The organism is Hymenobacter tenuis, assembly GCF_054780495.1.
In genome coordinates this window covers 166,895-193,840 of sequence record NZ_BAAGWF010000004.1, presented here as the reverse complement: position 1 = coordinate 193,840, position 26,946 = coordinate 166,895, and the positions used below count along the sequence as shown (strand labels likewise).

25 protein-coding genes and 2 tRNA genes are annotated in these 26,946 nt (G+C 56.8%); 7 read left to right on the top strand and 20 right to left on the bottom strand.

All coding sequences use genetic code 11. From position 1 onward, the window contains the following. Nucleotides 1-74 precede the first annotated feature (74 nt). Both nusB and ACYVGU_RS14290 read right to left on the bottom strand, forming a co-directional pair. Nucleotides 75-1,259 (bottom strand): transcription antitermination protein NusB, encoded by a 1,185-nt coding sequence (gene nusB / locus ACYVGU_RS14295; protein WP_460622627.1) that lies wholly within the window; start codon nt 1,257-1,259, stop codon nt 75-77. A gap of 117 nt (nt 1,260-1,376) precedes the next feature. Then, entirely contained in the window at nt 1,377-2,468 is a 1,092-nt protein-coding gene (locus ACYVGU_RS14290) for a Glu/Leu/Phe/Val dehydrogenase dimerization domain-containing protein (protein ID WP_460622626.1), read from the bottom strand. A 459-nt stretch (nt 2,469-2,927) separates the two neighbouring features. Between ACYVGU_RS14290 and ACYVGU_RS14285 the strand changes: the two genes are divergently transcribed. Beyond that, entirely contained in the window at nt 2,928-4,712 is a 1,785-nt protein-coding gene (locus ACYVGU_RS14285; protein ID WP_460622625.1) for an ABC transporter ATP-binding protein, read from the top strand. A gap of 131 nt (nt 4,713-4,843) precedes the next feature. Here the strand turns inward: ACYVGU_RS14285 and ACYVGU_RS14280 are convergent, their stop codons facing one another. After that, nucleotides 4,844-5,977 (bottom strand): NAD(P)/FAD-dependent oxidoreductase, encoded by a 1,134-nt coding sequence (locus tag ACYVGU_RS14280; RefSeq protein WP_460622624.1) that lies wholly within the window; start codon nt 5,975-5,977, stop codon nt 4,844-4,846. A 99-nt stretch (nt 5,978-6,076) separates the two neighbouring features. After that, the gene (locus ACYVGU_RS14275) at nt 6,077-6,496 is read right to left on the bottom strand and encodes a T9SS type A sorting domain-containing protein (RefSeq protein WP_460622623.1); all 420 of its coding nucleotides are present in this window, start codon (nt 6,494-6,496) and stop codon (nt 6,077-6,079) included. A gap of 284 nt (nt 6,497-6,780) precedes the next feature. Here ACYVGU_RS14275 and ACYVGU_RS14270 point away from each other — a divergent pair. Together ACYVGU_RS14270 and ACYVGU_RS14265 are read left to right on the top strand one after the other, a co-directional pair. After that, nucleotides 6,781-6,854 (top strand) — tRNA-Pro (locus ACYVGU_RS14270). A gap of 108 nt (nt 6,855-6,962) precedes the next feature. Next, nucleotides 6,963-7,036 (top strand) — tRNA-Pro (locus tag ACYVGU_RS14265). A gap of 225 nt (nt 7,037-7,261) precedes the next feature. On the opposite strand, the gene ACYVGU_RS14260 is transcribed toward ACYVGU_RS14265, so the two are convergent. Continuing rightward, complete coding sequence (locus ACYVGU_RS14260; RefSeq protein ID WP_460613289.1) at nt 7,262-7,777, bottom strand: hypothetical protein; 516 nt, start codon at nt 7,775-7,777, stop codon at nt 7,262-7,264. Between the two features lie 12 nt (nt 7,778-7,789). Continuing rightward, the gene (locus ACYVGU_RS14255) at nt 7,790-8,944 is read right to left on the bottom strand and encodes a zinc-dependent alcohol dehydrogenase (RefSeq protein WP_460613288.1); all 1,155 of its coding nucleotides are present in this window, start codon (nt 8,942-8,944) and stop codon (nt 7,790-7,792) included. Between the two features lie 409 nt (nt 8,945-9,353). Here ACYVGU_RS14255 and ACYVGU_RS14250 point away from each other — a divergent pair, with 409 nt between their 5' ends. Continuing rightward, a complete protein-coding gene (locus ACYVGU_RS14250; protein ID WP_460622622.1) occupies nt 9,354-10,022 on the top strand; it encodes a hypothetical protein in 669 nt (222 codons plus the stop codon). A 66-nt stretch (nt 10,023-10,088) separates the two neighbouring features. Here the strand turns inward: ACYVGU_RS14250 and ACYVGU_RS14245 are convergent, their stop codons facing one another. From ACYVGU_RS14245 to ACYVGU_RS14225, 5 genes are all read right to left on the bottom strand, one after another. Further along, nucleotides 10,089-10,613 carry a hypothetical protein gene (locus ACYVGU_RS14245; protein ID WP_460622621.1) on the bottom strand — a complete coding sequence of 175 codons (525 nt, stop codon included), beginning with the start codon at nt 10,611-10,613 and terminating at the stop codon, nt 10,089-10,091. Nucleotides 10,614-10,687: 74 nt separating this feature from the next. Beyond that, nucleotides 10,688-12,460: an ABC transporter ATP-binding protein gene (locus ACYVGU_RS14240; protein WP_460613285.1), complete on the bottom strand. Its 1,773-nt coding sequence runs from the start codon at nt 12,458-12,460 to the stop codon at nt 10,688-10,690. Between the two features lie 129 nt (nt 12,461-12,589). Beyond that, nucleotides 12,590-13,381 (bottom strand): tRNA pseudouridine synthase A, encoded by a 792-nt coding sequence (truA, locus tag ACYVGU_RS14235; protein ID WP_460622620.1) that lies wholly within the window; start codon nt 13,379-13,381, stop codon nt 12,590-12,592. Between the two features lie 87 nt (nt 13,382-13,468). Next, on the bottom strand, nt 13,469-14,014 hold the full coding sequence (locus tag ACYVGU_RS14230) for a GNAT family N-acetyltransferase (protein WP_460622619.1): 546 nt from the start codon (nt 14,012-14,014) through the stop codon (nt 13,469-13,471). Between the two features lie 65 nt (nt 14,015-14,079). Continuing rightward, the gene (locus tag ACYVGU_RS14225) at nt 14,080-15,279 is read right to left on the bottom strand and encodes a thiolase family protein (protein ID WP_460622618.1); all 1,200 of its coding nucleotides are present in this window, start codon (nt 15,277-15,279) and stop codon (nt 14,080-14,082) included. Between the two features lie 91 nt (nt 15,280-15,370). On the opposite strand from ACYVGU_RS14225, the gene ACYVGU_RS14220 reads away from it, so the two are divergent. Then, entirely contained in the window at nt 15,371-15,847 is a 477-nt protein-coding gene (locus ACYVGU_RS14220) for a DUF4293 family protein (RefSeq protein ID WP_460622617.1), read from the top strand. A gap of 79 nt (nt 15,848-15,926) precedes the next feature. Here the strand turns inward: ACYVGU_RS14220 and ACYVGU_RS14215 are convergent, their stop codons facing one another. From ACYVGU_RS14215 to fumC, 6 genes are all read right to left on the bottom strand, one after another. Then, nucleotides 15,927-16,550, bottom strand: coding sequence for a thioredoxin family protein (locus tag ACYVGU_RS14215; RefSeq protein WP_460622616.1), 624 nt, complete (start codon nt 16,548-16,550; stop codon nt 15,927-15,929). Nucleotides 16,551-16,652: 102 nt separating this feature from the next. Then, nucleotides 16,653-17,156 (bottom strand): DinB family protein, encoded by a 504-nt coding sequence (locus ACYVGU_RS14210; RefSeq protein WP_460613279.1) that lies wholly within the window; start codon nt 17,154-17,156, stop codon nt 16,653-16,655. 88 nt (nt 17,157-17,244) lie between these two features. Next, nucleotides 17,245-17,715, bottom strand: coding sequence for a DUF6970 domain-containing protein (locus ACYVGU_RS14205; protein ID WP_460622615.1), 471 nt, complete (start codon nt 17,713-17,715; stop codon nt 17,245-17,247). A 111-nt stretch (nt 17,716-17,826) separates the two neighbouring features. Further along, nucleotides 17,827-18,231: a diacylglycerol kinase family protein gene (locus tag ACYVGU_RS14200; protein ID WP_460622614.1), complete on the bottom strand. Its 405-nt coding sequence runs from the start codon at nt 18,229-18,231 to the stop codon at nt 17,827-17,829. After that, nucleotides 18,224-18,820 (bottom strand): GNAT family N-acetyltransferase, encoded by a 597-nt coding sequence (locus ACYVGU_RS14195; RefSeq protein ID WP_460622613.1) that lies wholly within the window; start codon nt 18,818-18,820, stop codon nt 18,224-18,226. The genes ACYVGU_RS14200 and ACYVGU_RS14195 overlap by 8 nt, the downstream gene beginning before the upstream one ends. A 99-nt stretch (nt 18,821-18,919) precedes the next feature. Next, the gene (gene fumC / locus ACYVGU_RS14190; RefSeq protein WP_460622612.1) at nt 18,920-20,326 is read right to left on the bottom strand and encodes a class II fumarate hydratase; all 1,407 of its coding nucleotides are present in this window, start codon (nt 20,324-20,326) and stop codon (nt 18,920-18,922) included. Between the two features lie 187 nt (nt 20,327-20,513). Between fumC and ACYVGU_RS14185 the strand changes: the two genes are divergently transcribed. Beyond that, nucleotides 20,514-20,804, top strand: a complete 291-nt coding sequence (locus ACYVGU_RS14185; protein WP_460613274.1) for a hypothetical protein — start codon at nt 20,514-20,516, stop codon at nt 20,802-20,804. Nucleotides 20,805-20,978: 174 nt separating this feature from the next. Here the strand turns inward: ACYVGU_RS14185 and ACYVGU_RS14180 are convergent, their stop codons facing one another. Both ACYVGU_RS14180 and ACYVGU_RS14175 read right to left on the bottom strand, forming a co-directional pair. Further along, nucleotides 20,979-22,397 (bottom strand): TonB family protein, encoded by a 1,419-nt coding sequence (locus ACYVGU_RS14180; protein WP_460622611.1) that lies wholly within the window; start codon nt 22,395-22,397, stop codon nt 20,979-20,981. Further along, the gene (locus ACYVGU_RS14175) at nt 22,384-23,019 is read right to left on the bottom strand and encodes an RNA polymerase sigma factor (RefSeq protein WP_460622610.1); all 636 of its coding nucleotides are present in this window, start codon (nt 23,017-23,019) and stop codon (nt 22,384-22,386) included. Before ACYVGU_RS14175 ends, ACYVGU_RS14180 begins: the two co-directional genes overlap by 14 nt. Nucleotides 23,020-23,381: 362 nt before the next feature. Here ACYVGU_RS14175 and ACYVGU_RS14170 point away from each other — a divergent pair, with 362 nt between their 5' ends. Next, nucleotides 23,382-25,313 (top strand): vWA domain-containing protein, encoded by a 1,932-nt coding sequence (locus ACYVGU_RS14170; RefSeq protein ID WP_460622609.1) that lies wholly within the window; start codon nt 23,382-23,384, stop codon nt 25,311-25,313. Nucleotides 25,314-25,668: 355 nt separating this feature from the next. Here ACYVGU_RS14170 and ACYVGU_RS14165 read toward each other — a convergent pair whose 3' ends face one another. After that, nucleotides 25,669-26,439, bottom strand: coding sequence for a porin family protein (locus ACYVGU_RS14165; RefSeq protein ID WP_460622608.1), 771 nt, complete (start codon nt 26,437-26,439; stop codon nt 25,669-25,671). Between the last annotated feature and the right edge of the window lie 507 nt (nt 26,440-26,946).

Genomic DNA, 26,946 nt, shown 5'->3' with positions numbered 1-26,946 from the left:
GTAGAACTGCGCCGTAGGATATAGAACTGCGCGAATATTGCGCTTTTCCGCCTAGGTCCGGTTCTGCGTTGAACCTACTGGTTATCCAGCAGCCCGCGGCCCGATTTCCGGATGGCCCCGCTGGCGGTCAGATCCTGCGCCAATTTATCCAGAATACCGTTTACAAATTGCTTGCTCTTAGGCGTGCTGTAAATCTTGCTGATTTCGATGTACTCGTTGATGGTCACTTTCACGGGAATAGCCCGGAACAGGTGCATCTCGCAGAGTGCCATTTTCAGCAGAATTTTGTCGGTAAGCGCCACGCGCTCCACATCCCAGTTCTGTACTGATTCGGCAATCAGCTTTTCGTACTTCTCATCATCGGCCAGCGTCTGCTTGTACAGGCTTTCGGCAAACTCCTTGTCTTCCTGCCAGTTCGCTGAAAGCGACATGAGCACCAGATTTTCGTCCGCCGCTTCGTCGAGCATCTTGACGGTTTTCACTACCAGGTTCTTCACGATGGCGCGGTTTTCTTCCCAGTTCAGGTCGTCTTCCTCAATGTACGCGGGCAGGTTCTCGCCCTTGAACACGTAGGTTTTATAGATGTGCTTGAGGATTTCCTGGTCTTCCTGGTAGTTGCCGGCCGGGGCCGCCAGGTAGCTCAAGAGCTCCGGATCCTGCTTCATCTCGCTCCGCCAGGCTTGGCGCAATGCGTCCAGCTCTTCCTCGCCGTGCCACTTCAGGGAACGACGAATGGTCAGGTCCTGGAGCTGCAGGTTGTTGATGAGCTTTTCGATTACCTGGTTTTCCAACAAGCGCGTAGCGTCGAGCAGGGGCTCTTTGGCGGCCGTGAAGCGGCGCGAATCGCGCACTTTCTCTTCCTCAATTACCTGCAGCAAGGCCTCCGGAATGTTGAGCAAGTGAATGTACTGGTCGTGAATGCTCTCGGCAGCGTGCACCATCTGGCCCCCATAGAACGAAGCATCTTTGCTTACAGCCTGCTGGTAGTACTTAATGGCGTCCTGCACTGCGTCGTTCACGTCAGCGTCGTTCGTCTTCTCGAACTCTTCGCCGGTTTTGTGCCACTCCTTGAAAATGACTTCCGACATCTTGCGCTGGCCCTGCAACTGCTTGCGGTCCTGGGGCTCGGGCGAATTCAAATCGGGCGCGAAGGCATCCGCAATCCGGTCAATGGCCAATAAAAAATCGGACCCCACTGCCTGATGATAGGCGTAGAGGGACTGCATGACCTTGATGCGAAGCGTGCGACGGTTGAGCATTCTTGTTGGTAAAGTTGTGAAGTTGCGAAGTCGTGAAACAGCAGGTTTGTCGAATATGTGCCCCTAGGGATTTTATTAGAGTAAACCCACCATTTCACAACTTCCCTAGTTCACCATTTAGTAAGTTGATTTAACCTTGCCGATGGCGGCAATACGCTCCTCGGCCTGGCGGGTAGCAGCAGCCTGGGGGTGGCTGCCTTCCTGCTCGGCTCGGGTAAGCACTTGGGTAGTAATGTCGTAGATTTTCTCCGTTTGAATCATGGTGGCCTCGCGGTTGCCGCCCATTACCTCGGAGCACACGTTGATGAGGCCACCAGCGTTGATCAAGAAGTCGGGGGCATAGATGATGCCCCGCTCTACCAGCGCCGGTCCGTGCACGTTCTCGTCAGCCAACTGGTTGTTGGCGCAGCCCGCTACCACCTGGCACTTCAGGCGGCTGAGGGTGTCATCGTTCAGGGTAGCACCCAGCGCGCACGGCGAGTAGATGTCCACGTCCTGGTCGTAGATTTCATCGAGGCCCACGGCTTTAGCGCCAAACCGAGCGGCTGCTTCCAGAGCGCGGTCTTCGTAGTAGTCCGTTAGCACCAAGTGGGCACCTTCTTTCTGCAGGTACTCCAGCAGATAGGTACCCACGTGGCCTACGCCTTGCACCGCAATTCGCTTGCCAGCCAATGAGTCGGAGCCGAATGCCTTCTTAGCCGCGGCTTTCATACCCATGTAGGTGCCATAGGCCGTTACCGGCGACGGGTCGCCGGAGCCGCCCATGCTTTCGGGCAGGCCCGACACGTGCTTGGTTTCCATCCGGATGTATTCCATGTCCTTGGTGGTCATGTTTACATCTTCGGCCGTGATGTACTTGCCGTTGAGGTTTTGCACGAAGCGGCCAAACTTGCGCAGTAGGGCCTCCGTCTTCATGGTTTTGGCATCGCCAATAATGACGGCCTTGCCACCGCCCAGGTTCAGGCCCGAAATGGCTGCCTTGTAAGTCATGCCGCGCGAGAGGCGAAGCACATCGTTCAGGGCTTCGGCCTCGGAGGTGTAGTGCCACATGCGGGTTCCGCCCAACGCTGGGCCTAGTACCGTGTTGTGAATGCCAATGATGGCGCGCAAACCAGTTTCGTGGTCGTGACAGAACACTACCTGCTCGTGCTGGTGTTCGGCAATTTGACCGAATACCGAGGTTTCCGACAGCACTTTCGTTTCAACCATAAGATGGGGGTGGTGAGGTGGAAAGGAGAAGGTGGGAGATACTGAAAAGGCAGGGTGGGCAGTTGGCTACTCTTGCTAGGCAGGCCAAAACCGCAAACCCTTTCCGTTCACTATTTCACCGTGGGTGGTTGTACCTTTGCGAGGCCTTTTCCAGAGAAGTTTCGCTCCGCAACGGGTTAAACGAATGGCAAGGCCCTGCGGCTATTCTCCCGTCGTTCAATGCTACGTGCCGCTTGGCTTTCTGGGGTGTTACTCGCGCAATGCGGGTGCAAAAGTACTTCGTTTTTCCGACTTCAGCCACCTAGCCGTAGTCTTTTCCCGGAGTTTAGAGGTTTGTGAGTTAATAGGTTAGAAACTGAGTAAGACTAGGCCCCGGCCAAACCCAAACTCCAGCCAAAACCGTTTACGCTTCTTTTAACTTTCTAACTTCCAAACTCCTAAACTCCCCCACCTGCTTCTGTGCGCGCCCTCTCCGCTACCAATAAATACCTCTTCCGCTACAAATGGCACTTCCTCGGGGGGGTGCTATTTGTGGCCCTAAGTACGCTGCTAGCCATCTTCCCGGCTCAAATCGTACGCTACGCCTTCGACCTAGTTAGTGAAGGCATCGACCTCTACTACCTCTATGCGGGCACTGAAGCCCAAAGTGAGGTGTACGAGCTGTTTGGCCGGCACGTGCTACTCTACGGCGTGCTGATTCTGGTGATGGCGCTGCTGCGCGGCATCTTCCTGTTTTTCATGCGCCAGACGCTCATTGTGATGAGCCGGCACATCGAGAACGACCAGAAAAACGAAATCTATCAGCACTATCAGTCCTTGCCGCTGAGCTTCTACCGCCGCCACAGCACCGGCGACCTGATGTCGCGGATTTCGGAGGACGTAGGACGGGTCCGTATGTACATCGGGCCGGCCATCATGTACTTCATGCAGTTGGTTATTCTGTTCGTGCTCATCGTGCCGCTCATGCTCATGGTGAACGTGAAGCTGACGTTGTACACGCTGCTGCCGCTGCCTGTGCTGAGCGTGAGCATTTTCTATGTTAACAACCTGATTGAGAAGAAGTCAGACGAGATTCAACGCTCCCTGGCCAGCATGACCACGTTTGTGCAGGAAGCATTTTCGGGAATTCGGGTGCTGAAGTCGTTTGTGCGCGAAGAGGACTCGTACCGGCAGTTTGCGGAAGCTTCGGAGCACTACAAGCAGAAGTCACTGAGCCTCAACTTCGTGAACTCGCTGTTCTTTCCGCTGATTTTGTTTCTGATTGGCCTGAGCACCATCGTTACGGTGTGGCTGGGCGGGCAGGAAGTACTGCGCGGCACTATCACAACGGGTAGCATTGCCGAGTTTCTGATTTACGTGAACTTGCTGACCTGGCCTGTAACGGCCTTGGGCTGGACCAGCTCCCTAGTGCAGCGCGCTGAGGCCTCGCAGGCTCGCATCAACGAGTTCATGCACCAGCAAACCGACATCGTGTCGCGCCAAAATCTGGAGCTGGACATTCAGGGCGACATTGTATTCGACCACGTTACCTTCACCTACCCTGATACCGGTATTCAGGCGTTGCGCAACGTGTCGTTCCGCATCCGGCAGGGCCAAACGCTAGCTGTTATCGGCAATACGGGCTCGGGCAAAAGCACCGTGGCCGCTTTGCTATCGAGGCTTTACGATGTAACGGAGGGTAGCATCCGGATTGATGGTGTGGATGTGCGTGACCTGTCCTTGCGGTCCCTGCGCGGGCAGATTGGATACGTACCCCAGGATGTGTTCCTGTTCTCTGATTCCATTCGCAACAACATCAACTTTGGGATTGATGCACCCACGGAGGAACGCATGATTCAGGCGGCCAAGGATGCCAACGTGTACGAGAACATTCTGCGCTTTCCGGAAGGCTTTGATACCAAAGTTGGCGAGCGGGGCATCACGCTTTCGGGCGGCCAGAAGCAGCGCGTGAGCATTGCCCGAGCACTGGTGAAAGAGCCCAAAATCCTGATTCTGGACGATGCCCTATCGGCCGTAGACACCAACACTGAAAATGCTATTCTGGGGGCGCTGCAGCGCATCATGCACAACCGGACCAGCCTCATTATCTCGCACCGGGTATCGTCGGTGAAGCTAGCTGATGAAATCTTGGTGCTCGACGACGGGCAGATTGTGCAGCACGGCACCCACGAGGACCTAATGCGTGACGAGAACGGCCTGTACCGGGCCCTCTACGAGCGGCAGTTGCAAAGTGAGGAAGCATAGCTCTGGACTTTCACAACCAACCTGACCTAGCACTCGCAAACCCTTGGCGCTACTACTGCAGCCAAGGGTTTGCTGCGTTTCGAGGGGTAGTGATTCTTGTTTCAAACCCCAGGCGATGAACCCGATGGCGTTTAGCTCACCATCAGTTGAGCTGCTTTCCAACCACTGCCCGCGCCCATAGCCACGCCCATGCCGTTGCAGCGCAGCGCCCCAAAAATGCCCGGGGCCAGCGGTTTGATAATCGGCTCCAACTCAGTACCAAACCCCATCACGCCGCTCCAGCGGAAGTCTATGCGGGGACGCTGCCCGGGCAGAATTACCTCGTGGAGGAGCTGTTCCAGTCGCTTCTGAACCAGCGGCGTCAGGCCAGGCTCAATGGTTTCTTCGGCCGCGAAGTCGAGGTTGCGTCCACCGCCCAACAGCAGCCGACTGCCAACTTGCCGGAAGTAGTAGTAGCCTTTATCATAATGGAAGGTACCGGGCAGGTTCAGGCCGGGCAACGGCTCCGTTACCAGCACTTGCCCACGGCCAGGCACTAGGTCCAGTTTCGGAAAGAACTGTCGGCTGAAGGCGTTGGTTGCCAGCAGCACTTGCTCCGCCTCCAGGTTGCCGAGCGCTGTGCGCACCTGCACCCTGGTGTTGCCGGGTTCCAGTGCATGCACTGGGCACCCATGCAGCACTACTACCCCTTCCTGCCAGGCCAACCGGAGCAGCCCCAGCATCATCTGGCCAGTATCTAAGGCGCCTTCCGCGCTATTTTCCAGCATCACGTTTACACCAGCCAAGCCCAGGGCCGGAATCCGAGCCGTGGCGTTGCGGAAAATGGCAGTTTGCCCGATGATGGGGGCTAGTAACTGATTGTAATACTCCAGGTGCTGCAGGCAGGTAGTGGCTAGTTCAGCTTCCTCGGGCCGGAACAGTTCGTAGCCTCCCACCGGTTGGTAGTGCAGTTGCTCATCACCGAGCAGTTCGCGCAGCCGAAGTAATCCTGCCCAGCGGGCCTGCACCACTTGCTGCAGGGCCACCGTACCGCCGCGTTTTTCCTGCTCCAGCAGCTCCGAGATACTACCGAAGCACGCAAACCCGGCGTTTTTGGTGCTGGCGCCATTGGGCAGTACGTCGCGCTCCAGCACCACTACCCTTGCCGCAGGTCGCAACCGCCGGGTATATAGCGCCGCCGTTAGGCCCACAATACCACCTCCAACCACTACTACATCCGCAGCGCGCAGGAAGGCTTGGTGTTCCCAATAGGATAGTTGAGACATAGGGAGCAGTGGTTAAGCAGCACAAAAAACAGAAAGCCCCGCACATCTTACAATGTACAAGGCTTTCTAGCAGAAAAATTTACCTAGCGAGTGGGTAGTTTATTGGCCAACCATTACGCGTTTCACGCCGCGGCGCTCACCAGATGAGCATTGCACGAGGTAAGAACCGGCTGGTAGGCTGCTGATATCAAGTACCACCGCATCCGCACCCGACATCAGGTCGCGGGTGATAACTGGGCGGCCATCCGTAGCGTTTATCTCCACCCGGGTGGGGCCGGTGGCATCGGTACGCACCGTCAGACGCTTGGTAAGGGGGTTGGCTTCGGCCCGCACCTTAAGAGCATCTTTATTCGGCGTGGGGTCCGCCATCTTATCGGTTATAAGAGCTGGAGGCGTGGCCGTGGCCACGGCCGCTACTGCCGCAGGGGCAGGCTTTGGCGCTGGTTTGGTTTGAGCCTGAGCCGATTGCACCCATGAAAGCAGCGCGACCAAGCATCCAAGAAGAGTAGAAGTTTTCATACGCGTTCTGAAGCTAGAAGTGAACGATACGGGACTATAAAGGTACGTAACTCTACCCCCACCCCGGTTTCGTCGACTTGCATTATTGAGTAAAATCCTTTGGAGCAAGAAACGCGCCAGCTACATTTTTATTGAGGCTGCTCTTTTTTTAATTCTCAGCAACATGCAGGCAGCTAGCCTGCTACTAGGCCCCGAAGCCGTCCCAACCGTTTTTAACCTGAAAATTACCTTTCAAAAGCTTGCGTGGTAGCGGCCAGCATGTGTACATTTGTGCCATAATTCATCGGGGTGTAGCGTAGCCTGGTATCGCGCCAGCATGGGGTGCTGGAGGTCGTAGGTTCGAATCCTGCCACTCCGACCGAAGAATTTTTTGTTTGAAAAGCCTCTGGGAACCCCACCCGGAGGCTTTTTTCGGCAAAAACACTAGAGAAAGTGTCCGAAGTGTGGTAGCATGCCCACAACGCATCGGGGTGTAGCGTAGCCCGGTATCGCGCCTGCTTTGGGAGCAGGAGGCCGCAGGTTCGAATCCTGCCACCCCGACACTCGTGTTCTCTCCCTAAAAAGCCCGCTGAGCATTTGTTCAGCGGGCTTTTTTATGTTTTGGCAGTTAGTTTCAGCACTAGGTCTAGCAACGCCACAAACCCTAGCTAATTCACATAAGTAGCATGCTAGTCAGTAGGCCGTAGCAACCTTTACTAATCACGCAAAACGGCGACCCAGACATGAGTCCGAGTCGCCGTTGCTTTAGGTGCTAGCTTATGCTGCTTATGAATATCTTCTATTGGGTTTGTGGCCTTTGCTGTCGCGGGAGAGCAACAATATCGCGCCGGCGGTAACGGCAGCAATGGTGGCCATTTTGGCTATGAAATTGGTCCGGTTGTGCTGCCACTCTACTTTGTAGCCTTTCTCGGCGAAGATGTTAGGCACTTTGCCGTGCGCAAAATCCTCCAACACACCTTCAACCACATTTATTCTATCTGCCAGAATCAAGGGTAGCCAGTGCCCGTAATGCGACTCGCTGTACTTAAAAGCCATACGCCGAATCATACCACTAAGCCCACTTGGAGGGGAGGCTTCGCCGAATACCGCTGATACATTCGGCCGCTCTATAGATTTCAGTATTTCTATGTCTACGGGCTGCAACGAGGCGGGACGGTGTTTGCTGTCAGGGTCCTGCTCTACGTTCATGCGCGTACGCATGGGATAAGTAGGGTCGTTTTTAGGGTCCGCATCAATACCCCAACCAGGCAGCTTCTGCGGATCTTTCACAGTATTTTCCATCGTAAGTCGGCGTTATTTGGAGTTAGGGAAAACCAGGAGCGGTTTGATGCAATTGTCGAGCTTAGCGGAGAACATCCGATAGCCATCGGCAATTTCCTCCAGTGGGATACGGTGCGTTATGAGCTCTTTGGGTTTGATTACTCCATTTTGTACGTGCTCAATGAGCCGCGGCAAGAGCCGCTTTACGGAGGCCTGGTTAGCCCGGATGGTGAGGCCTTTGTTTAGCACGTTACCAATTGGCACGAGGTTATCCGTAGGGCCGTACACGCCTACAATGGAGATAACACCGCCTTTTTTCACTGAGTTAACCGCCCAGTGCAGGGCCGTGGCCGAGCCCGCCTGCAACAGCAGCTTGCGGCCCGTGATGGTTTGCATGGCGTTACCCGCTGCCTCGGCTCCTACGGCATCAATTATGCAGTCGGCCCCCATGTAATCCGTGATTTTCTTGATGAAAACCACTGGATCATCCATGTCTTTTTCGAAGTTATAAGCCTCGCAGTTGGCGTAGTTTTTTGCGAATTCGAGGCGGTAGTCTTCTTTATCAATGATGATGACCCGGCCGGCACCAAATAGCCAGCAGCAGCGGGCCGCCATAATTCCAACCGGACCAGCGCCAAATACTACTACCGTATCACCGGGCTGAATGCCAGCCATTTCGGCGGCCTGGTAGCCGGTTGGCACTACGTCTGTGAGCAGCACGGCATCATCGGGGTCCATCCCCTCGGGTATCACCGTTGGGCCTACGTTGGCATACGGCACACGGGCATATTCGGCTTGTCCGCCATTGTACCCACCCGCAGTGTGTGAATAACCGAAGATGGAGCCTACCCCCGAAGCCATGGTATTGCCCTCGTGGCAGTTACCAAACATACCTTGCTTGCAGAAGTGGCATTCGCCACAGGCAATATTGAAAGGCACCAATACATGGTCGCCTACTTTGATTTTCGTTACCTCAGGACCAACTTCCTCCACAATGCCCGTAAACTCGTGCCCGAAGGTGGAGCCTACGCGCGTATCGGGCACGTTGCCGTTGTATAGGTGCAGGTCGGAGCCGCAGATGCAGGAGCGGGTTACCCGGACAATAGCATCCTGCGGATGCTTGATTTCGGGCATTGGTTTTTCAGTGGCACGGACCCTTTTAGGGCCCCGGTAATCCATTGCTAGCATAAGAATCCGGCGTTAAGGTTCAGGTGGGACACGTAGTTAGAAGCGCGTTAGCCTAGTAGTTCAGAACGATTTCGTCCCTAGTAACTAGACAAACTCACTGCTACCTCTGTACTTCTCCCTACTGCTAAGGTTTCTATAACGCCCCGGATCGAAATGGATTTACGTACTTATAACGAGAAAATTTAGGATTACTACGTATAAATAACTACCATCTGCTCGGTTGCCCTTTGTGAGTTATTGTGTAGGCTGAACTACCTGAGGCGTTTTCTCTTCTTTCCTTCAAGCTGAATTGTTACTAACATAAACATGGTAGCGTTTTCATCAATATATATGTATAATAAAATAACATCGTGAAACCTCCGTTAGAGCGACACTCTAACATTTTCCCGATCTATTTTAACCCATCTTCATGAAGAAGTTACTTCCAAGTTTGCTTTTCCTTGGCTTCGCTGCTAGTGCCCATGCACAAACAAGTGCAGGTCGTTATTTAGTAAGTGGTCTTATCAATTACAATAAGTCCGAAAATAAATTTAACGGTTCAATGAATAGTCAGAAAAGCGACTATAAGATACTTCAACTCACCACTACTGTTGGATACTTTATAGCTGACAACCTAGCAATAGGCTTATCAGGTAACATAAATAACGGCAAACAGATACAAACAAATGACCCAAATCAAGGCCGATATACCTACGGCTACACTACTAATTCCTTCGGGCCATTCGTACGGTATTATAAGATGATAACTGAGAAGCTAGGTCTTTATGGCCAATTGGATGGCGGTTATACAACTGGTAATAGTTATTCGACATCAGAAACGTCCTCTAGCCAGAGCATCACTACCCGCCGTGTAAGCAAGGGAGGAATGGGTGCCATTACTCCCGGCCTAGTGTTTTTCCCGACTGAAAAACTAGGTCTGCAACTGGTCTTAGGAAATATTAGCTACGTCAGTACTAAGGATAAATCTAAATCACCTGCACCCGTAAATGATTTTGGAGCTAAGTCTTCCTATTTTGTTTCTAATTTCGGTTTAGCCTATCTCAATGTGGGTGCCTCACTACATTTAGGAGGTAAATAGCTCTTCGGTTATTAAAAAAGCGCTTCCAGGTCCGTGGCCTAGAAGCGCTTTTTTTGGGTCATTCAGCTACTTGAGTACGGCTAGTACCTCTGGCTCTCCTTTATCTGGGAAGCGCTCCAGGTACACGTCCTGCAGAGTGAGCTTATTTGCGGTAGCGTACTCCTTTATGCCGGAATACAGCTTATCAGGGGCTACCAGGTAGCTGGCATCAATGTGGGCGCGCAGCACTTTTTGGCCGGCGGCAAAAACCCGGTACTGATACCCTTCCGGCAGCTTTTGCGAGGTGGTGTCGGCTACTACTACGCCCACGAATACACGGGCCGCGTCGCGGGACGTCTCGGGACTGTTGTAGAAGATGTTGCCGAAGTCGCCGCGCAACTGGCCGCTTTTGCGCAGCTCGTAGGCCTGCCGGGTCAGGTCGCCGAAGGCTTCATCGTTGGCCGGCCCCTCGTAGTAGCGCCCCGCCAGGTAGTAAGGCTGGGTGGTCGTTTCGGGCGTGATGGTGGCGGCACTGAAGCCGCCCATTTTCCAGTAGGCTACCGAGAAACCCACTCCGAGAAGCAAGGCCAGCGCCAGAAGAATCTTATTCATGGAGGTAGTAAAAAGGCAGAAAACACTAGGCCTGCCGCAAAGGTAAACCGCCGCGCAACGCGGCACCGCATTTCTTACGAAAGCACGTCTTTGTACTGCATCTGGTATAGGTTGGCGTAGAAGCCCTGGTGGCGCAACAGCTCCTCGTGCGTACCCGACTCCTTGATTTCGCCCTTATCGAGCACGATAATCTGGTCGGCCTTCTGGATGGTGCTCAGGCGGTGGGCAATTACCAGCGAAGTGCGGCCCTGCATCAGCTTTTCAATGGCTTGCTGAATCAGCTCCTCGGTTTCGCTGTCGACGGAGGAAGTGGCTTCATCCAGGATAATGATGCGCGGCTGGTACACCATGGCCCGCACGAAGCTAATGAGCTGGCGCTGGCCTACCGAAAGGGTAGCGCCGCGCTCCATCACCTGGTAATCGAGGGCACCGGGTAGGCGCTCAATAAAGCGGCGAGCACCTACCAGATCGGCGGCTTCCCAAATCTGGGCGTCGGTGATGTCGGTTTTGCCGAGGGTAATGTTGTCGCGAATGGTGCCCGCAAACAGGAATACATCCTGCAGTACTACCCCTATGTGGCGGCGCAAGTCCTTCAGGTCGTACTCGCGCAGGTCGTGGCCATCGATGCGGATAGTGCCTTTATTGATTTCGTAGAAGCGGCTGAGCAGGTTGATGATACTGGTTTTACCGGCGCCCGTAGCCCCCACAAACGCGTAGGTCTGGCCGGCTTTCACCGAGAAATTCACGTCGCGCAGTACCCATTCCTCGTCGTTGTAGGCAAACCACACGTGCTCGAAATCTACGTCGCCGCGCAGGTCGGTAGGAATGTACGTGCCATTGTCAGCTATCAACTCCTTACTATCAAGGAGCTTAAGCAGGCGCTCCGTGCTCACTAGGCCCAACTGTAAGGTGTTGAAGCGGTCAGCTATTTGGCGGATGGGGCGAAAGAACAGCGCGTTGTACATGATGAAGGCAATGAGGGCGCCCTTCGAGATGGTGCCCTCAATCTGGCCCTGGGCCGCATACCACACCAGCAGCCCCACACCGGCGGCGGCCAGCACCTCCGCTACCGGAAAGTAGATGCTGTAATAGAGCACCGAGCGGATGTTAGCGCGGGTATGCTCTTGATTGATGGCCTTGAACTTGCGTAGCTCGCGCTCCTCGTTGTTAAAGATCTGCACCACATTCATGCCCGTCAGGTGCTCCTGCACAAAGGAGTTGAGGTTGGCCACCGCCGTGCGCACTTCTTGGAACGACTTCTTCACCTTTTCCTTGAACACATAGGTGCTGAACAGCAGCAGCGGAATTACGGAAAGGCTCACCAGGGTCAGGCGCCAGTCGATGTAAAACATGAACGAGACGATAAAGACCAGCTGCAGAATGTCGCCAATCATAGCGGCTAGGCCTTCGCTGAACACGTCGGAAAGGGTTTCTACATCGGAAATATTGCGCGTCACGAGCACCCCAATGGGCGTTTTATCGAAGAACTTCAGGCGTAGGTCCAGAATGTGCTTGTAGAGGTCTACCCGGATGTCGCGGACGATGTACTGGCCTAGCCAGCCGCCGAAATAGGTCTGGAGGTAGCTCACAATGGCGTGCCCTACCAGCAGCACCAGCAGCAGCCCAAACATGCGGTTCAGGCCGGCCCAGTCGCCCTGCTCAATGGTTACGTCTACCATCTGCTGAATCAGGAACGGGCGCAGCGTCCCGAGCACAGCCGTGGCAATGGTCAGGAAAATCAGGAAGTAAAAGACGCGCTGGTAAGGCCGCACATACGTCATCAGCCGGCTTAGCACCTGCCAATCGAAGATGTTGCCGCTCTTAGTGGCGGTAGTAGGTTGCTCCATTCGGATAGGGTAGTCGGGGGCGGGTAGTGAAGGTAGGAGGTAACAGGCGAGAAGCGAATAAGTAACCGGGAGGGTTGGGGCCGCTACAGCACCTAGGAAAAAGCAGCACTCTTTCCAGCTCTCACCTCCTTACTTTCCGGAAAAGTACGGCAAACCCGTTGGTAAGGTCACACCTTCGAGCAGCGCAGCCGGATATTCTACCCGGCACAAAAACAGGCCATTGGCCAGCGCCGCACCACTCGCATGCACCCGGTTCAGGCTGCGGAATACTTCTCCGAACTCCTGGGGGCTCATTTTACCACGGCCTACTGTCAGCAAAGTACCCACAACTAGCCGCACCATACCGCGCACAAAGCGGTTGGCCCGAATGCGAAACACCAGCCCGCCGGGCACGGCGTGCCAGCCGGCTTCGAAGCAAGTGCAGAGGTAGTGTTTTTCGCTGCCTTTTACTTTCGAGAAACTGGTAAAATCGTGGGTACCCAGCAGCATGGCGGCGGCCTCATTCATGGCCGCCAGATCCGGGGCACGGTCGAGGTATAGGCTAAAGTTAGGCGCGAATGGGTCGGGGGTGAGGCGCACGTGGTACTCGTAGGTGCGGGCCGTGGCGTCGTAGCGGGCATGCGCCTTATCGGGCACGGGGTGTAGCACCTGGCCCCGGATGTCGCGCGGGAGGGCACGGTTGAGACGGTAGAGCAGGGTAGCCATGTCCAGTCCCTCGGGCAATTCGGCGTCAAAGTGCGCTACCTGGTGGCTGGCATGCACGCCGGAGTCGGTGCGGCCGCTGCCGAGGCAGTACACGGGCTGCCGCAGCACCTGCGACAGGCACCGGTCGAGCTCCTGCTGCACCGAGATGGCGCGCGGCTGTATCTGCCAGCCGTGGTACTGCGTGCCGTCGTAAGCCAGATGAAGAAAGTAGCGCATGAAGCAAAATAGATTGAAAGAAGAGACTAGCCCCCCGTTGGGTTTGAACCGATGGCAGGGGTAGCGAATAGACTGCAAGACACGCCACTAGCTTTCTACTACCAGCGCATACAGCAACGAGTCCAACGTGTGGCCGTCTTTTACCACGCTACGGCGCAGGCGGGCTTCCAGCTCATACCCCGCCTTTTCCAGCACCCGGCCCGAAGCCGGATTACTGGCAAACACCACGGCATACAGGCGGCAGATATCAAAGTGGGCCAGCACGTAGCTGCTCAGCGCCTTCACAGCAGCTGTGGCCAAGCCTTTGCCCCACTGCTCCTGTGCCACCCAGTAGCCAATTTCGGCAGAGCGGCGGCGCACATCCGTCTTGAAATGCACCCCAATGCTGCCTACCGCTTCTCCTTCCAGTTCAATGGCCAGGTGCAGGTCGCGGGTATCATCGGCCACGAGGCTCAGGAAAAACTCCGCATTCTGCACCGTGTATGGGTGCGGAAAGGTGTCGCGCAGGTGCTGAGCAATGTGCTGGTTGTTGGCGTGCGCTGCTAGGGCCCTGGCATCAGAAAAGCGCCAGGGCCGCAGCCGTGCACCAGCTACGGGCAACGTAAGGGTGGGTGTCAGGAGCGAATCAGGCATAAGGCTACTCCATCAGGTGCACCAGCACGTTGCGCGTTCAACACACCGGGCGTTGGGTTTCCAGCTTAGAGCTTCTCGTAAATCACGGCTGCGCCTTGCCCTACGCCTACACACATGGTAGCCAGGCCGTAGCGCACGCCTTCGCGGCGGTTCATCTCGTGCAGCAGGGTAGCGGTAATGCGCGAGCCACTAGCCCCCAGCGGATGACCAATGGCAATAGAGCCCCCGTTCACGTTGAGAATTTCTGGGTTCAGGTCCAGGTCACGGATGCAGGCAATGCTTTGGGCCGCAAACGCTTCGTTGAGCTCAATCAGGCCGATGTCGTTGAGGGTCAGGCCGGCGCGCTTCAGCACTTTCTGGGTGGCGGGCACCGGACCCAAGCCCATATACGCCGGATCAACCCCTGCCACGGCCGAGGCTACTACCCGGGCCAGCGGCTTTAGGTTATAGCGCTTAAGGGCTTCTTCGCTTACCACCAGCACGGCAGCAGCGCCATCGTTGATGCCCGCTGAGTTACCGGCCGTTACGCTGCCATCGGCCTGAAAGGCCGGCTTAAGGGTAGCCAGCTTTTCGAGGCTGGAAATGCGCGGCGGTTCATCCTGATCGAAGGTGGCTGCATCGCCTTTGGGCTGGGAGATGAATACGGGAGCAATTTCACGGCGGAAACGGCCTTTTTCGAAGGCGCGCTGGTATTTACGCTGCGAATGAAAGGCAAATTCATCCTGCTCTGCACGCGTGATGCCGTACTTCCGGGCCACGTTCTCCGCTGTTTCGCCCATGGCGTACGGGTGGTGCATTTTGCTCAGCTTGGGGTTCACGAAGCGCCAGCCCAACGTGGTATCGTGGGCCATGAAGTCGCGGGCAAAGGCAGTGGCCGATTTGGCCATCACGAAGGGCGCGCGCGTCATGCTTTCGGCCCCACCGGCCAGATAGATGTCCCCCTCACCGGCCATAATCGCTCGCGAGGCATCCATAATGCTTTGCAGCCCCGAGGCGCACAGGCGGTTTACGGTTACACCCGGAACGGTAATGGGCAGTCCGGCCAGCAGCGCGGCCATGCGGGCAACGTTGCGGTTGTCTTCGCCGGCCTGGTTAGCAGCGCCAATAATTACGTCTTCAATAGCCGTTTTATCAACGGAAGGATTGCGGCGGAGCAGCTCGCGCAGCACGTGAGCGGCCATATCGTCGGGGCGGATGCTGCTGAGGGCGCCGCCAAATTTACCAATAGGAGTGCGGACAGCGTCCACGATGTATGCAGTAGGCATTGGATGTAATGCGGTTATTCCGGTCGTAGTTGGCTACTTTTGCCGGCCCACATAGGCCGTTCTTCGTCTGCCGAACTATCAAAACACAAAGATGATACAAAGAATCCAAAGCGTATTCCTGCTGTTGCTGGCCCTGGCCATGCTAAGTGTCTTGTTTCTGCCTCTCTGGAGCAAAACCGACCCAGTTAGCCAGCAAACCCTGCTCCTGACGGCCACCCAGCTAACGTATGAGAAGGCCGATCCGGGCATGTCGGCCCCAATGAGCACGTGGCCCATTGCCGCACTGGCCGCCACCTCGGCTGCGGTAGCCCTATTCGAGATTTTTCAGTACCGCAACCGTTTCACGCAGCTGAAGCTAGGCCTCGTGAACTTCCTGTTGATTGTGGCTACTCTGGGTGCGGGCTTTTATTATTCGAGCCGTGGCGAGATGCTGCTCAATATCAAGATGCCCGGCCAGTTCGAAGCTGGTTTCTACTTGCCTACCCTCGCGCTACTACTGAACCTGCTGGCCAACCGCTTTATCCGGCGCGACGAGCAGCTGGTGCGGAGCATGGACCGCCTGCGCTAGTCTTTTCACTTCCCAACAAAAAAGCTCCGGCCACTTCTGGCCGGAGCTTTTTTGTTGGGGGTTTGGCCGGAACACGGGCCTAGGCGAGGCCGCGCAGAATAGGCAATAGTTCTTGTTGGGTGCTTACGGTTTTGTCTTTGGCGTACCAGCCGTGCAGGCGCTCAGCAAACTCCTCGAAGCTGGTGCCCTGAGCTTTCATTTCCAGAAACAGATCTTGCGCTGGCGCGGGCCGCGGGCCCCACTGCGCGGCCTCCGTGAGCGTATCAGCGTGCAATACCACAAGCTTGGGAATAGAGCGGCCGCCCGCCGTGAGGTATTGGTCCATCAGGTCCAGGTTTTCGTCACGGAGCAGGTAGTGGGTGCTGATGCGGCCGTAGCTGGCCTGAGCCATTTTCTCCAGAATGGGCACTATCTGGGCCGCGTCGCCGCACCAGCCTTCCGTCAAGATAAGCCACTCGTACTTATGCTCCAGGTTGCCGAGGGCCGCCTGCACTTCGGGCAGCAGCTCTACCTTTTTGTCAATCCGTTCCATCCGCTGCACGTTCAGGCGGGTGTAGTTGGTAAGCATGTCCGACTGGGTTTCGCCGGTGGTTTTGCCCTGGGCCTGCAAGTCATCAATGAGCTGACGATACGTAGCGTAGGTATGAGCACCAGCCAGGCGCTCAGGGCTGAGCACGGGCGGAAGTGAGGCAGAGGAAGTCATCAGAAAAGGGAAGACGAATATGGCGGAGAACTAACAACTAAAAACCCTTTCGGGTGGTGCATCACCACCCGAAAGGGTTTAACCTACTAGGTGGCCCTAGTGTTACAAGCTCGGCACATCGGCCGCCTCAGCCTTCGCCGAAAGCTCGCGGCAGTAGGTGATAAAATCGGTGTTAATGGGCTCCAGACCGGCAGCGCGCAGCTCTTTGGCTACCTGGGCGCGGTGGTAGTTGCCGTGCACCGGCACGTGGGTCAGGATGTCTGAAATCTGGCTGGTGTAGCCCTCTCCAATGGAGTTGGTGTAGGTGATGAGGCGCTGCATCTCCGCGTCATCGGCGGAAATACCGTACTGGTGAAAACGCTCGGAGGTTTGCTCATGCCAGTGGTGCAGGGTAGCCAAATCATGCTCCTGCCACACTTTCACGGGGCTGGGCGTGTTGGTCATGCGGCCCAGCCAAATAGCCTGCGCGTTCAGCACGTGGCTGAAGATGCGCAGTGCTCCGCTCGGGATGGTAGCACCTTCGGCTACTAGGCCATCGAGGTGGCGCAACAGGGTTTCATTGGCCCATACGGAGTAAGCGCCCAGCTTTTCAATGGTGTTGATCATGCGATAGAAGTGAGAAGTAGGTAGATGTTGAGTGCAGAAGACCAGCAAGCAGTCAGCGGTATACCAAGGGTTTACCGCTGACTTGTGCCTAGCGAGGGTCTTGCCACACCAGTCTTTCGGTAGTGCGTTTTTTCACGAAATCGGGGCAGTTACCGTCGCCGCGGCCGGTTAGTCCGCCATCGGGATGACACAGGATTTTGCCATCGGCGGCATACAGGTTGGTGTATTGGTCGCAGCACGGACTGGTTTCATAATACACCGTAGCCCCATCAAACTGGTAGCTGTAGATATGAATGGGCGGGTTCTGCTTTTTATCATTCATGTGCTTCTGAATCCGGTCTTCCAGCCACTTAGGGCGCTTGGCCGTATCGAAGGCCGCATCAGAGCCTGGTGAAGGCTCAATGGTGTTGACACTGGTAGGAGCAGGCGTGGAAACACTGCCGGCCATACCGGTTTGGGGCGCATCGGTGGGGGTAGTAACGGCCACATTGCGCTGGCAGGCGGGGGTAGTGAGCAGGGCGGCTAGGGAAGCCGTGAGAAAGAGCAGGGAGAAGCGCATGAACGAAGACGGGGATTGAGGCGGCACTGGTGCCTAGGGCAGCAGGGGCGGCAAATATGCACACAAAGCTTGGTTACGCAGGCGCTAGCCAGTAGTTGAGGTAGCAGCCCGCTAATGCGCAACCAATGCCCAAAGGCGAGGTCCGAAAATCAACAACCCAACGGCCAGCGCGGCTAGGGCCATAACCAGCACGGCACCGGCCGCCACATCTTTGGCGCGCCCGGCCAGCGGGTGATGGTCTGGCGAAACCAGGTTTACGACGGCTTCAATGGCCGTATTTATCAGCTCAGCGCACCACACCGCCCCAATGCACAAGGCCACTGCCACCCACTCCCAGCGCGCTAGGCCTACATAGAAGCCTAACACAACTGCTACTACCGAGGCAACGGCATGAAACCACAAGTGCACCTCGGTGCGCAGTGCGGCCCACACGCCCCGAAAGGCATAGCCAAAGCTGGCGGCGCGCTTTTGCACTAGGGCCGGAAACCGGCGCGGCGGGGGTGTCGGTTCAGCCACGGGCGTCGAACTGCTGAAACACGGAGTGGCGTAGCTGGTCCCACTCGGGCTTCAGGATGCTGAAGTACACGGTGTCGCGGCGCAGGCCGCCCTGGGTTTTCATGTGGCTGCGCAGCGTGCCTTCTTCGGTGGCTCCCATCCGGCGCATGGCGTCGCGGCTCTGCCAGTTGCGGGCATCGGTTTTGAGCTCTACCCGCTCGCAGCCTAGCTCACCAAAAGCATACTTTAGCAGCAGATGCTTGCAAGCGCGGTTCAGGCCGGTGCGGTGGTAGGCGCGCCCCAGCCAGGTCCAGCCAATTTCCAGCCGACAGTCACCTAGCGCCAGGTTGCCATAGCTGGTGCTGCCCACCACCCGGCCACTCGCCCGGTCGATGATGGCAAACGGGTAGCGTCGGCCGGCTTCCCGCTCGCGCACACTCTCCGTCAGCCAGGCCGCCAGCTCCACGCTGTTTTGGGGGGCCGGGGTTAGGGTATACTGCCAAATGGCCGGATCAAACGCTACCTCCTTCAGGTCATCGAAGTCGGTAAGCTCTAAGGGTCGCAGGCGCACGCGGCTGTTTTCGAGGGTAATGCAGCGGGAAAAATTCATCGGGAGCGAGACGGGGGAATGCCGCGTAAAGATGCCGAAAAAAGCAAAAGCCGCCGCCCCAGAATGGAGCAACGGCTTTTGAAAAAAGTGCAGCTAGGCCTACTTTTTGATTTCGCCTACCATATCCTCGGGCTTCAACCACTCGTTGAACTGCTCCTCGGTAAGATAGCCGAGCTGCAGCGCGGTTTCCTTCAGCGTTGAGCCGTTTTTGTGGGCGGTCTGAGCAATTTCAGCGGCTTTATAGTAACCGATGTGCGGGTTCAGGGCCGTTACCAGCATCAGGCTGCTGTCTACGTGCTTCTTGATGTTAGCTTCCAGGGGCTCGATGCCTACGGCGCACTTGTCATTAAAGCTCACGCACACGTCGCCGATGAGGCGGGCTGAGTGCAGGAAGTTGTAAATCATGACGGGCTTGAACACGTTCAGCTCGAAGTGGCCGTTCATACCGCCGATGTTGATAGCTACATCATTGCCCATCACCTGCGCCGCTACCATGGTCATGGCCTCGCACTGGGTGGGGTTTACTTTGCCGGGCATGATGCTGGAGCCGGGCTCATTGTCCGGGATGTGCAGCTCGCCGATACCCGCGCGCGGACCCGAGGCCAGCAAGCGAATGTCGTTTCCTATTTTCATCAGCGAAGCGGCCACCGTCTTCAACGCGCCATGAGCTTCCACAATAGCATCGTGGGCAGCCAGGGCCTCAAACTTGTTTTCGGCCGTGATGAAGGGCAGGCCCGTCAGGTCGGCAATGTGCTTGGCTACGTTCTCCGAGTAGCCAGCGGGCGTGTTGATGCCGGTTCCGACGGCGGTGCCCCCTAGGGCCAGCTCCGAAAGGTGAGCCAAGGTGTTCTTGATAGCGCGCAGGCCGTGGTCGAGCTGCGACACGTAGCCAGAGAACTCCTGCCCTACCGTGAGCGGCGTGGCGTCCATGAGGTGGGTGCGGCCGATTTTCACGATGTGCATGAACTGCTCGCTCTTGGCCTTAAGCGTGTTGCGCAGCTTCTCGATACCGGGAATCGTGGTTTCTACCAGAATCTTGTAGGCCGCAATGTGCATGGCCGTCGGGAACGTGTCGTTCGAGCTTTGGCTCTTGTTTACGTCGTCGTTCGGGGCTAGTACTTTTTTCTCATCCGAAAGCTGGCCGCCCTGCAGCACGTGGCCGCGGTAGGCTACTACCTCGTTCACGTTCATGTTGCTTTGGGTGCCCGAGCCCGTTTGCCATACCACCAGCGGAAACTCCTTATCGAGCTTGCCTTCCAGGATTTCGTCGCACACGCGGCCAATCAGGTCAGCCTTTTCGGCGGGCAGAATGCCGGCGTCGCGGTTGGTGAGAGCGGCAGCTTTCTTGAGATACGCAAAGGCGCGGATGATTTCCTTGGGCATCCGGTTGATGTCCTGGGCAATCTGGAAGTTATCGATGCTGCGCTGGGTTTGGGCGCCGTAGTAGGCGTCGGCGGGAACCTGCACGGTGCCCATGGTATCTTTCTCGGTGCGGAACTGAGTCATGCTTCTAGTGGGTGAGAAGAGAATAAGGGTACAAGAAAGCGCGCCGCTAGCCGGCACGGCGCAAAAGTACGCAACAGGCTACGGCCCGCCACGGCTACCCCAAAATTCTGCGAGGTGGGAGCTCGGCCCTAGGCCCGTTGGTTGCGTATAGGGTAGCTCCAAGCACCTCATCAGCTATTTCCTTTCTATGAAAAAGACGTTCGAAGACGAGTCCGATGCGCTGTCCGTCCAGCCTGATCAGCCCACCACCGCCCAGCCTTCCGCTGTGACCCCGCCCGCCCAGGAAAACACGGCTCCTACGCCTCCCTCGGCCCACCATACTAGCCCTACTGCGAACGAAACGCCGGTGCCGGTAGCCGGCAACGGCGCCCCCGACTACAGCCACGTAGAAGTAAAAACCGAGCCCGACCTGCCCCGCGAGGTAGAACCCGGCGGCAGCGCCACCGAGCCCGAAAGCGGCGGCGGCTACAGCGGCTAAGCAGGATCCCGCTGCGTTCAGGCGTAATGACACCCCATCATAACACTGCTAATCACGTTGTTACCATTAGACCAGAAAAACCAACAAACCCCTGGTACCAGCGTTGGCAGCAGGGGTTTGTTGTGTTGTGAGGGGTAGTAACTAGGCGAGGAGCGACAGTTACATCCTCTTGCACTACCGATCCTCCAGTTTGAATGGCACCGTAATCTCGACAGTGCGGGCCGTGCGGCGGCCGTTCTGGATGGCTGGGAACCAGGCCGGGCCTTCCTGCAACAGCCGAATGGCTTCGGCATCACACTCCTCGGAGAGCTTTTTCACCACCTTGATGTCGCTGAGTTTGCCATCTACCCCCACCACAAAGTGCAGCTTTACATTGCCTTCCTGGCGGGCTTCGAGGGCTTTTTCGGGGTAGTCTAGGCTGTCGCGCAGGTACTTTTTCAGGCCAGCATAGCCCCCGGCCGGCATAGCACCCACCGGCGCCGGCATGGGCGGGGCATCGCGCCGCACCACCACTACCTCACTCAGGGCCTTTGAGTCGGGTGCCAGGGCAAGGGCCAGCGTGGAGTCTGTGGGGCGCAGGGCCTGCGTTTTGGTGGTGTAGCCAATGGAGCTGAATAGGAGTTTATCAGTAGCGGCGGGCACGGTGAGCGTAAACGAACCATCCTGCGCCGTCGAAACACCTTGCTGCGTGCCCGGGACTAGCACCGTCACGCCCGGCAACCCCGTACCCGACGCCTGATCGGTAATACGGCCGCGCACGGTGCGCGTAGCCTCCGCAGATGAAACCACTGACGGCGAGGACTTTGCACTGGCCTTCGACCTAGCCGAACGCGCCATGACTTTAGAAGCTTCCTCGGCGGTGCTAGGGGCTGCTGGCTGGGAAGGAGCCGCCGCTACCATGGCGGCGTTTGAGGACGCTGTACGCCCAGAGTCCTGGGCCTCGGAAGCATCGGCAGCCGACTGGTTGCCAGCTAGCGTGGCTAACGCGACAACTGCCGGCCTGCTCACCTCTTTATCAGCGAATACCCGGACCGGTTTTGAGGGTGCGCGCCGTGCGCGGTTTGCTAAGGGTGCTGACCTAGTAGCCGGAGGTGTGTTCAGGGCCAGGTCAGGGGTAGTCGATGCCGAAGTCGCTAGCAGGGTCGTGTCCAGGGGCAGCGTGTGGGGAGCGGCTGGGGGCGGGGCGGTTTTTACTGTTATGGTGCGAGTGGCCAGGGCCTCGTTGCCGGTATAGGCAGTACGGTGCAGCGTAAACCAGGCTACCGCTCCCAGAGTTAGCAGCAACACGGCCGCAGCGGCCAGCTTCCGCCACGCTAGTCCGGCCGCTACGGGCTTTGCTTCTTCGGCCAGCTCGGCCACGCGGCTACCCAAGCGCTGGCGCAAGTCTAGGAGGCTGGCATCGGTAACGGCGGCGGGTTGCAGCTCCAGGCCAGCTAGTACATCAGCGCACTGTTCACAGTCGAGGGTGTGAGCTTCCACACGGTGCTGCTCAGCTGGTTCCAGCGTCCCGGCCACGTACCGACGCAGTACTTCCACCGGCAGGTGCCGGCTCGCGGAAGCAGTGGGTTCAGAAGAGGAGTTAGGGAGAGGCATTGGAAGCAGCAGTTGATTCGAGGTGGCGGCGCAGGTTGCGCTTACCGTTTTGAAGGTGACTTTTTACCGCGTTCAGGTCGAAACCCGTGAGGTCGGCAATGTCGCGGTAGCATTTCTTTTCGAGGTAAAACAGCTCCAGACATCGTCGTTGGCCAGGAGGCAGCTCGGCCAGTGCGTGCTCCAGTTGTTGCAGGTGCTGTTCGTGCAGGTCGGCTTCATCGGGGTCATCAGCTAGTAGATGCCGGGCCGCGGCCGATTCCATACCGGCAGCATCAGGAAAATGCACCACCAGCGCCCCACCCGCCGCCGGGCCGGCTCGTTGTCGGGCCCGCAAGGCCATGAGGCAGTGGTTGCGGGCCGTGGCATGCAGCCAGGGAGCAAAGTTCTCCACCTCATGTTGACGCAACTTACTGACTAGCTGCTCAAAGAGCTGCATCACGGCGTCTTTGGCTTCTTCCTCATCGTGGAGGTAGCGCCTACAAATGGCTAGTACTTGCACCATATGCCGGTCGTAGAGAGTGCCGAGGTCGTGCACGTCGCCGTGGGCATGGTAGCGCCGGAGCAGTTCCCCATCGGGGAGCACGGCAACTGGCACAGCACGGTGGGAGCGACGAAAGAACATAACAACGACAGGCAGAGCCGAAAGCTACGGTTTCGGGCGGAAACCGCATCGACCTGCTTTCTACTAGCACAGCAATGCGGCTGGCAAAAGAGTTGCAAAAATATTTCCAGTGGCCCTGTGGAATCTGCGAGGCGGCGGCATCTAACAAGCAAGCACCTCCCCAAATGCCTCCGGTTATGCTGCCTTGCTACCTCCTGCTGGCTTGCCAAGTGCCTTCCTGCTAGGTGCCTTGCCGGCACAAACTACCCTATCATATGCCCACTTGTGCAGGCTACTACTAGGGCGCATGCCTGCTCAAATTGGTCCTCATCCCGCCAGAATTACCCGCTGTCTTTTATCCATTCACCTCTATTCTTTCTCTCATGAAGCGTATTTTCTATTTCGCGCTGGCGGTAGCGCTGTTGCCTTCCGCATCCATGGTAGCCCAAACCCAACCGCGGGTAGCTACCTCCACGCCAGCTGCCACCTATACTGTCAGCGGCAAAGTTACAGACCGGAGCACGGGCCAGGGCTTGCCCGGCGTGACGGTACTTGTGAAAGACTCCACCATCGGGGTAAGCACGAACCACGATGGCACCTATACACTACAGGTCCCGAGCCGTAAAAAAGTAATCATCTTCAGTGCCATTGGGTTTGTTCAGCAGGAAATAAAGCTCAGCGGGCAGAAAACCATTGACGTCGCACTGGCAGCAGATTCGCAGTCGTTAAATGAAGTGGTGGTTACAGGCTATGGTTTAGCGGGCCGGACGGCGGGAATTAGTGTACGGGTTCGGGGAAACAGCTCGATGGCCCGAAAAGGCAAGCGGACAGATGCCAAGTATGGCTTACCCTACCCCTCGCAACCCGCTGAACCGGGCGCCGGGGAATCGTACGCCACCATTGCTGAAAATGGCTTCCGGAGTGCTACCAAAGAACCCTTGAGCACCTTCAGTATTGATGTGGATGCGGCCAGCTACAGCAACGTGCGCCGCTTCTTGCAGCAAGGCCAACTGCCGCCTATCGACGCGGTGCGCACGGAGGAGCTCATCAACTATTTTCAATACGACTACCCCCAGCCCGAGTCTTCATCCTCGGAGCCCTTTCGCGTTATTACGGAGCAAGCAGTGTGCCCCTGGAACCCCGAGCATCACTTAGTACAAATAGCCCTGCAGGGCCGTAAAATAGCAACTGAGAAGCTGCCACCAGCCAACTTGGTTTTCCTGGTTGATGTATCGGGCTCCATGGAAGGCGAAGACCGCCTGGGCCTGATTCAGCAGGCGCTGCGGCTGCTCACCAAAGAGTTGCGCCCTCAGGATAAGGTAGCGTTGGTGGTATATGCCGGGGCCGCGGGCACGGTGCTGCCGCCCACTGCCGGCTCCCAACGCGCCACTATTCTGGAAGCCATTGATAACCTGGAAGCCGGCGGCTCTACGGCCGGTGGGGCTGGGTTACGCCTAGCGTATAAGGTAGCGCGAGAGAACTCCAATAAGGAAGGCAACAACCGCGTGATTCTCTGCACCGACGGCGACTTCAATGTGGGCGAGCAAAGCGACCAAGCCATGGAGCGTCTTATTAAGCAGGAGCGCGAATCCGGCGTGTTCCTAACGGTGCTGGGCGTAGGGCAAGGCAACTACCAAGACAAGAAGATGGAGCTACTCGCTGACCAAGGCAATGGCAACTACGCCTACCTCGATAACCTTGATGAAGCCCGCCGGGTGCTGGTGCAGCAGTTTGGGGGCACCCTCTTCACCATTGCCAAAGATGTAAAGCTGCAAGTGGAGTTTAACCCCGCTCGAGTGCGCGAATACCGCCTAGTGGGTTACGAAAACCGTCTGCTGGCCGCTGAAGATTTTAATAACGACCGCAAAGATGCCGGTGAACTTGGCTCGGGACACACTGTTACGGCCTTGTATGAGGTAGTGCCCGTGGGCGCCCGCACTTCCGTCGATGCCCTAAAATACCAATCGGCCCCTACCCCAGCGCCGGCGCCAGCTTCAGCGGAATTGCTGACCGTAAAGCTGCGCTACAAGCAGCCCCAGGGCACTGCTAGTAAGCTACTAGAGCAACCACTTACCGGGTCGGTTCGGCCCTTGGCGGAGGCTAGTGAAAACCTGCGCTTTGCCGCGGCCGTCGCACAGTTTGGTATGCTGCTGCGCCAGAGTGACTACCGTGGCGCAGCTACCTGGGAATCTACTGCTAGCCTCGCCAAGGGTGCCAAGCGCTTCGACCCCGATGGGTACCGCGCCGAGTTGGTGCGCCTTATTAAGCTAGCAGAAGGGTTGCGGCCCAGCCCCCGGGAAGTGGGCGTCCGCTAAAGCCAGGACGTTTGCTAGGCCCGGCATTAAAGCCAACTAGTAACCATCAGATTTTCAAATAAATGCAACCTATTCAACGCCATACTACTCTTGTCTTCAGCTGGGTTCTGCCCTAGCGCTCCTAACGGGCGAGCTAACGCCATTACGAACACCGAAGTCGGCCCATGCTTCACTCACTAGCGGGTCTGGGGGCGCTGGTTGCAGCCGCGCCGCCCGCCAAGACCGTTGGGTCGACTTCGGCTTCTTATGTATCCTATGTGATGAATACGTAGTTGTACTATTGCTCGTGCCAAAAAAGGCCCCGCCGAAGTTCGGTGGGGCCTTTGTGCAGGGAAAAGGTACGCGGAGAGAGAGTTTAGAACGAGTAATTCAGGGATGCCTTAATGACGCGGTTTTGCGCATCAAAATTGTTGTTTTTATCGAGCGATGACAAGCCGTAATCATAGCCCGCGCTCAGGCCAAAACCGCCCTGAAACTGATAGCCTAGGCCACCTACCACGCTGAAGTCAACGGGGCGGAACTGGTCTTTCACATCGAAGTCAGTATTGAAAGCCGAGAACCCGAGGGCGCTGGCCTTCACGCGGGCCTTACCCGAAAGCAGCACCGACGCCTGCGGGCCGGCATAGATATACAAGCCATCCGTGAGGTACGCCTTAGCCAGCAACGGAATATCGAGGTAAGCCATGCGGGCCGTGGCCGTTACTTTCGCGTTCAGGAAATCAAACTGTTCCAGCGGAATTCGGCCCACCAAAGCCGTACCTTTCTCGGAGTAGCCAATGCCGGGCTCAATGGCAAAGCGCGGGCCCAGCGGCAAGGTGGCGTACAGACCGGCATAGACACCCGGCTTCATTTCCTTGGTCACGGCGCCGCTGGTGTACTCGGCCAGGTCCATCACGCTGCTTACCGCATCACCCGACCAGTCCGACACGTTCACACCGGCCCGAACACCAAACTTCACGCCATCCGTGGCCGACGAAGAGGAGTAGGAAGGAACCGTGCGAGCCTGTGCTTTGCCGGTATAAGCAGGTACGCGGTGCGTCTGAACCTGGGCCTCAGAAGCAGTAGCAAAAGCCGAAATCAATAGGGTAGCAGCGGCCAGGCGGCCGAAAAGTCGCTTCGTATTCATAGCAAGAAAAGTTGGAAGGAAAGGGCCGGCTACCAAGGGTGCGCAGCGGGTGGCTGCCGGCTTCGGAGAGATAGTATTACAAAACCGTGCCAACTTTCTGTCGGCTCACATTTTCTAGGTTTCCAAGCTGCTAGAGGCACCTATAGCTCAGCCGTAACTGCAAGCCAGGTCGGTTGTTCCCACTGAATGGAAGACAATCTGCGGAAAAAGACTAGGTCTACATCGGAGTCAAACCCAGGGAAGATTCGTGCCTTGCAGGTGGCAGCACAACACGCATAGAGGCGGAACATTCCTGATGTGTTTGCCGCTTCTACCGAACGTTTGTTCGCTTTTATTTCTAAAATTTAATTTGGATTTACCGCTGTCGGGCCCCACCTTGCCACCGTCAAAGCACCTGATACTCATGCTCCAGCCCACCGGCCGCTTCTATTTTAGCTCCTATTTCTACTACGCCAACGCGTAGTCGAGCGGCCCCTCTGTAGCTTTCCCAACCGAAAAACTTCAGCG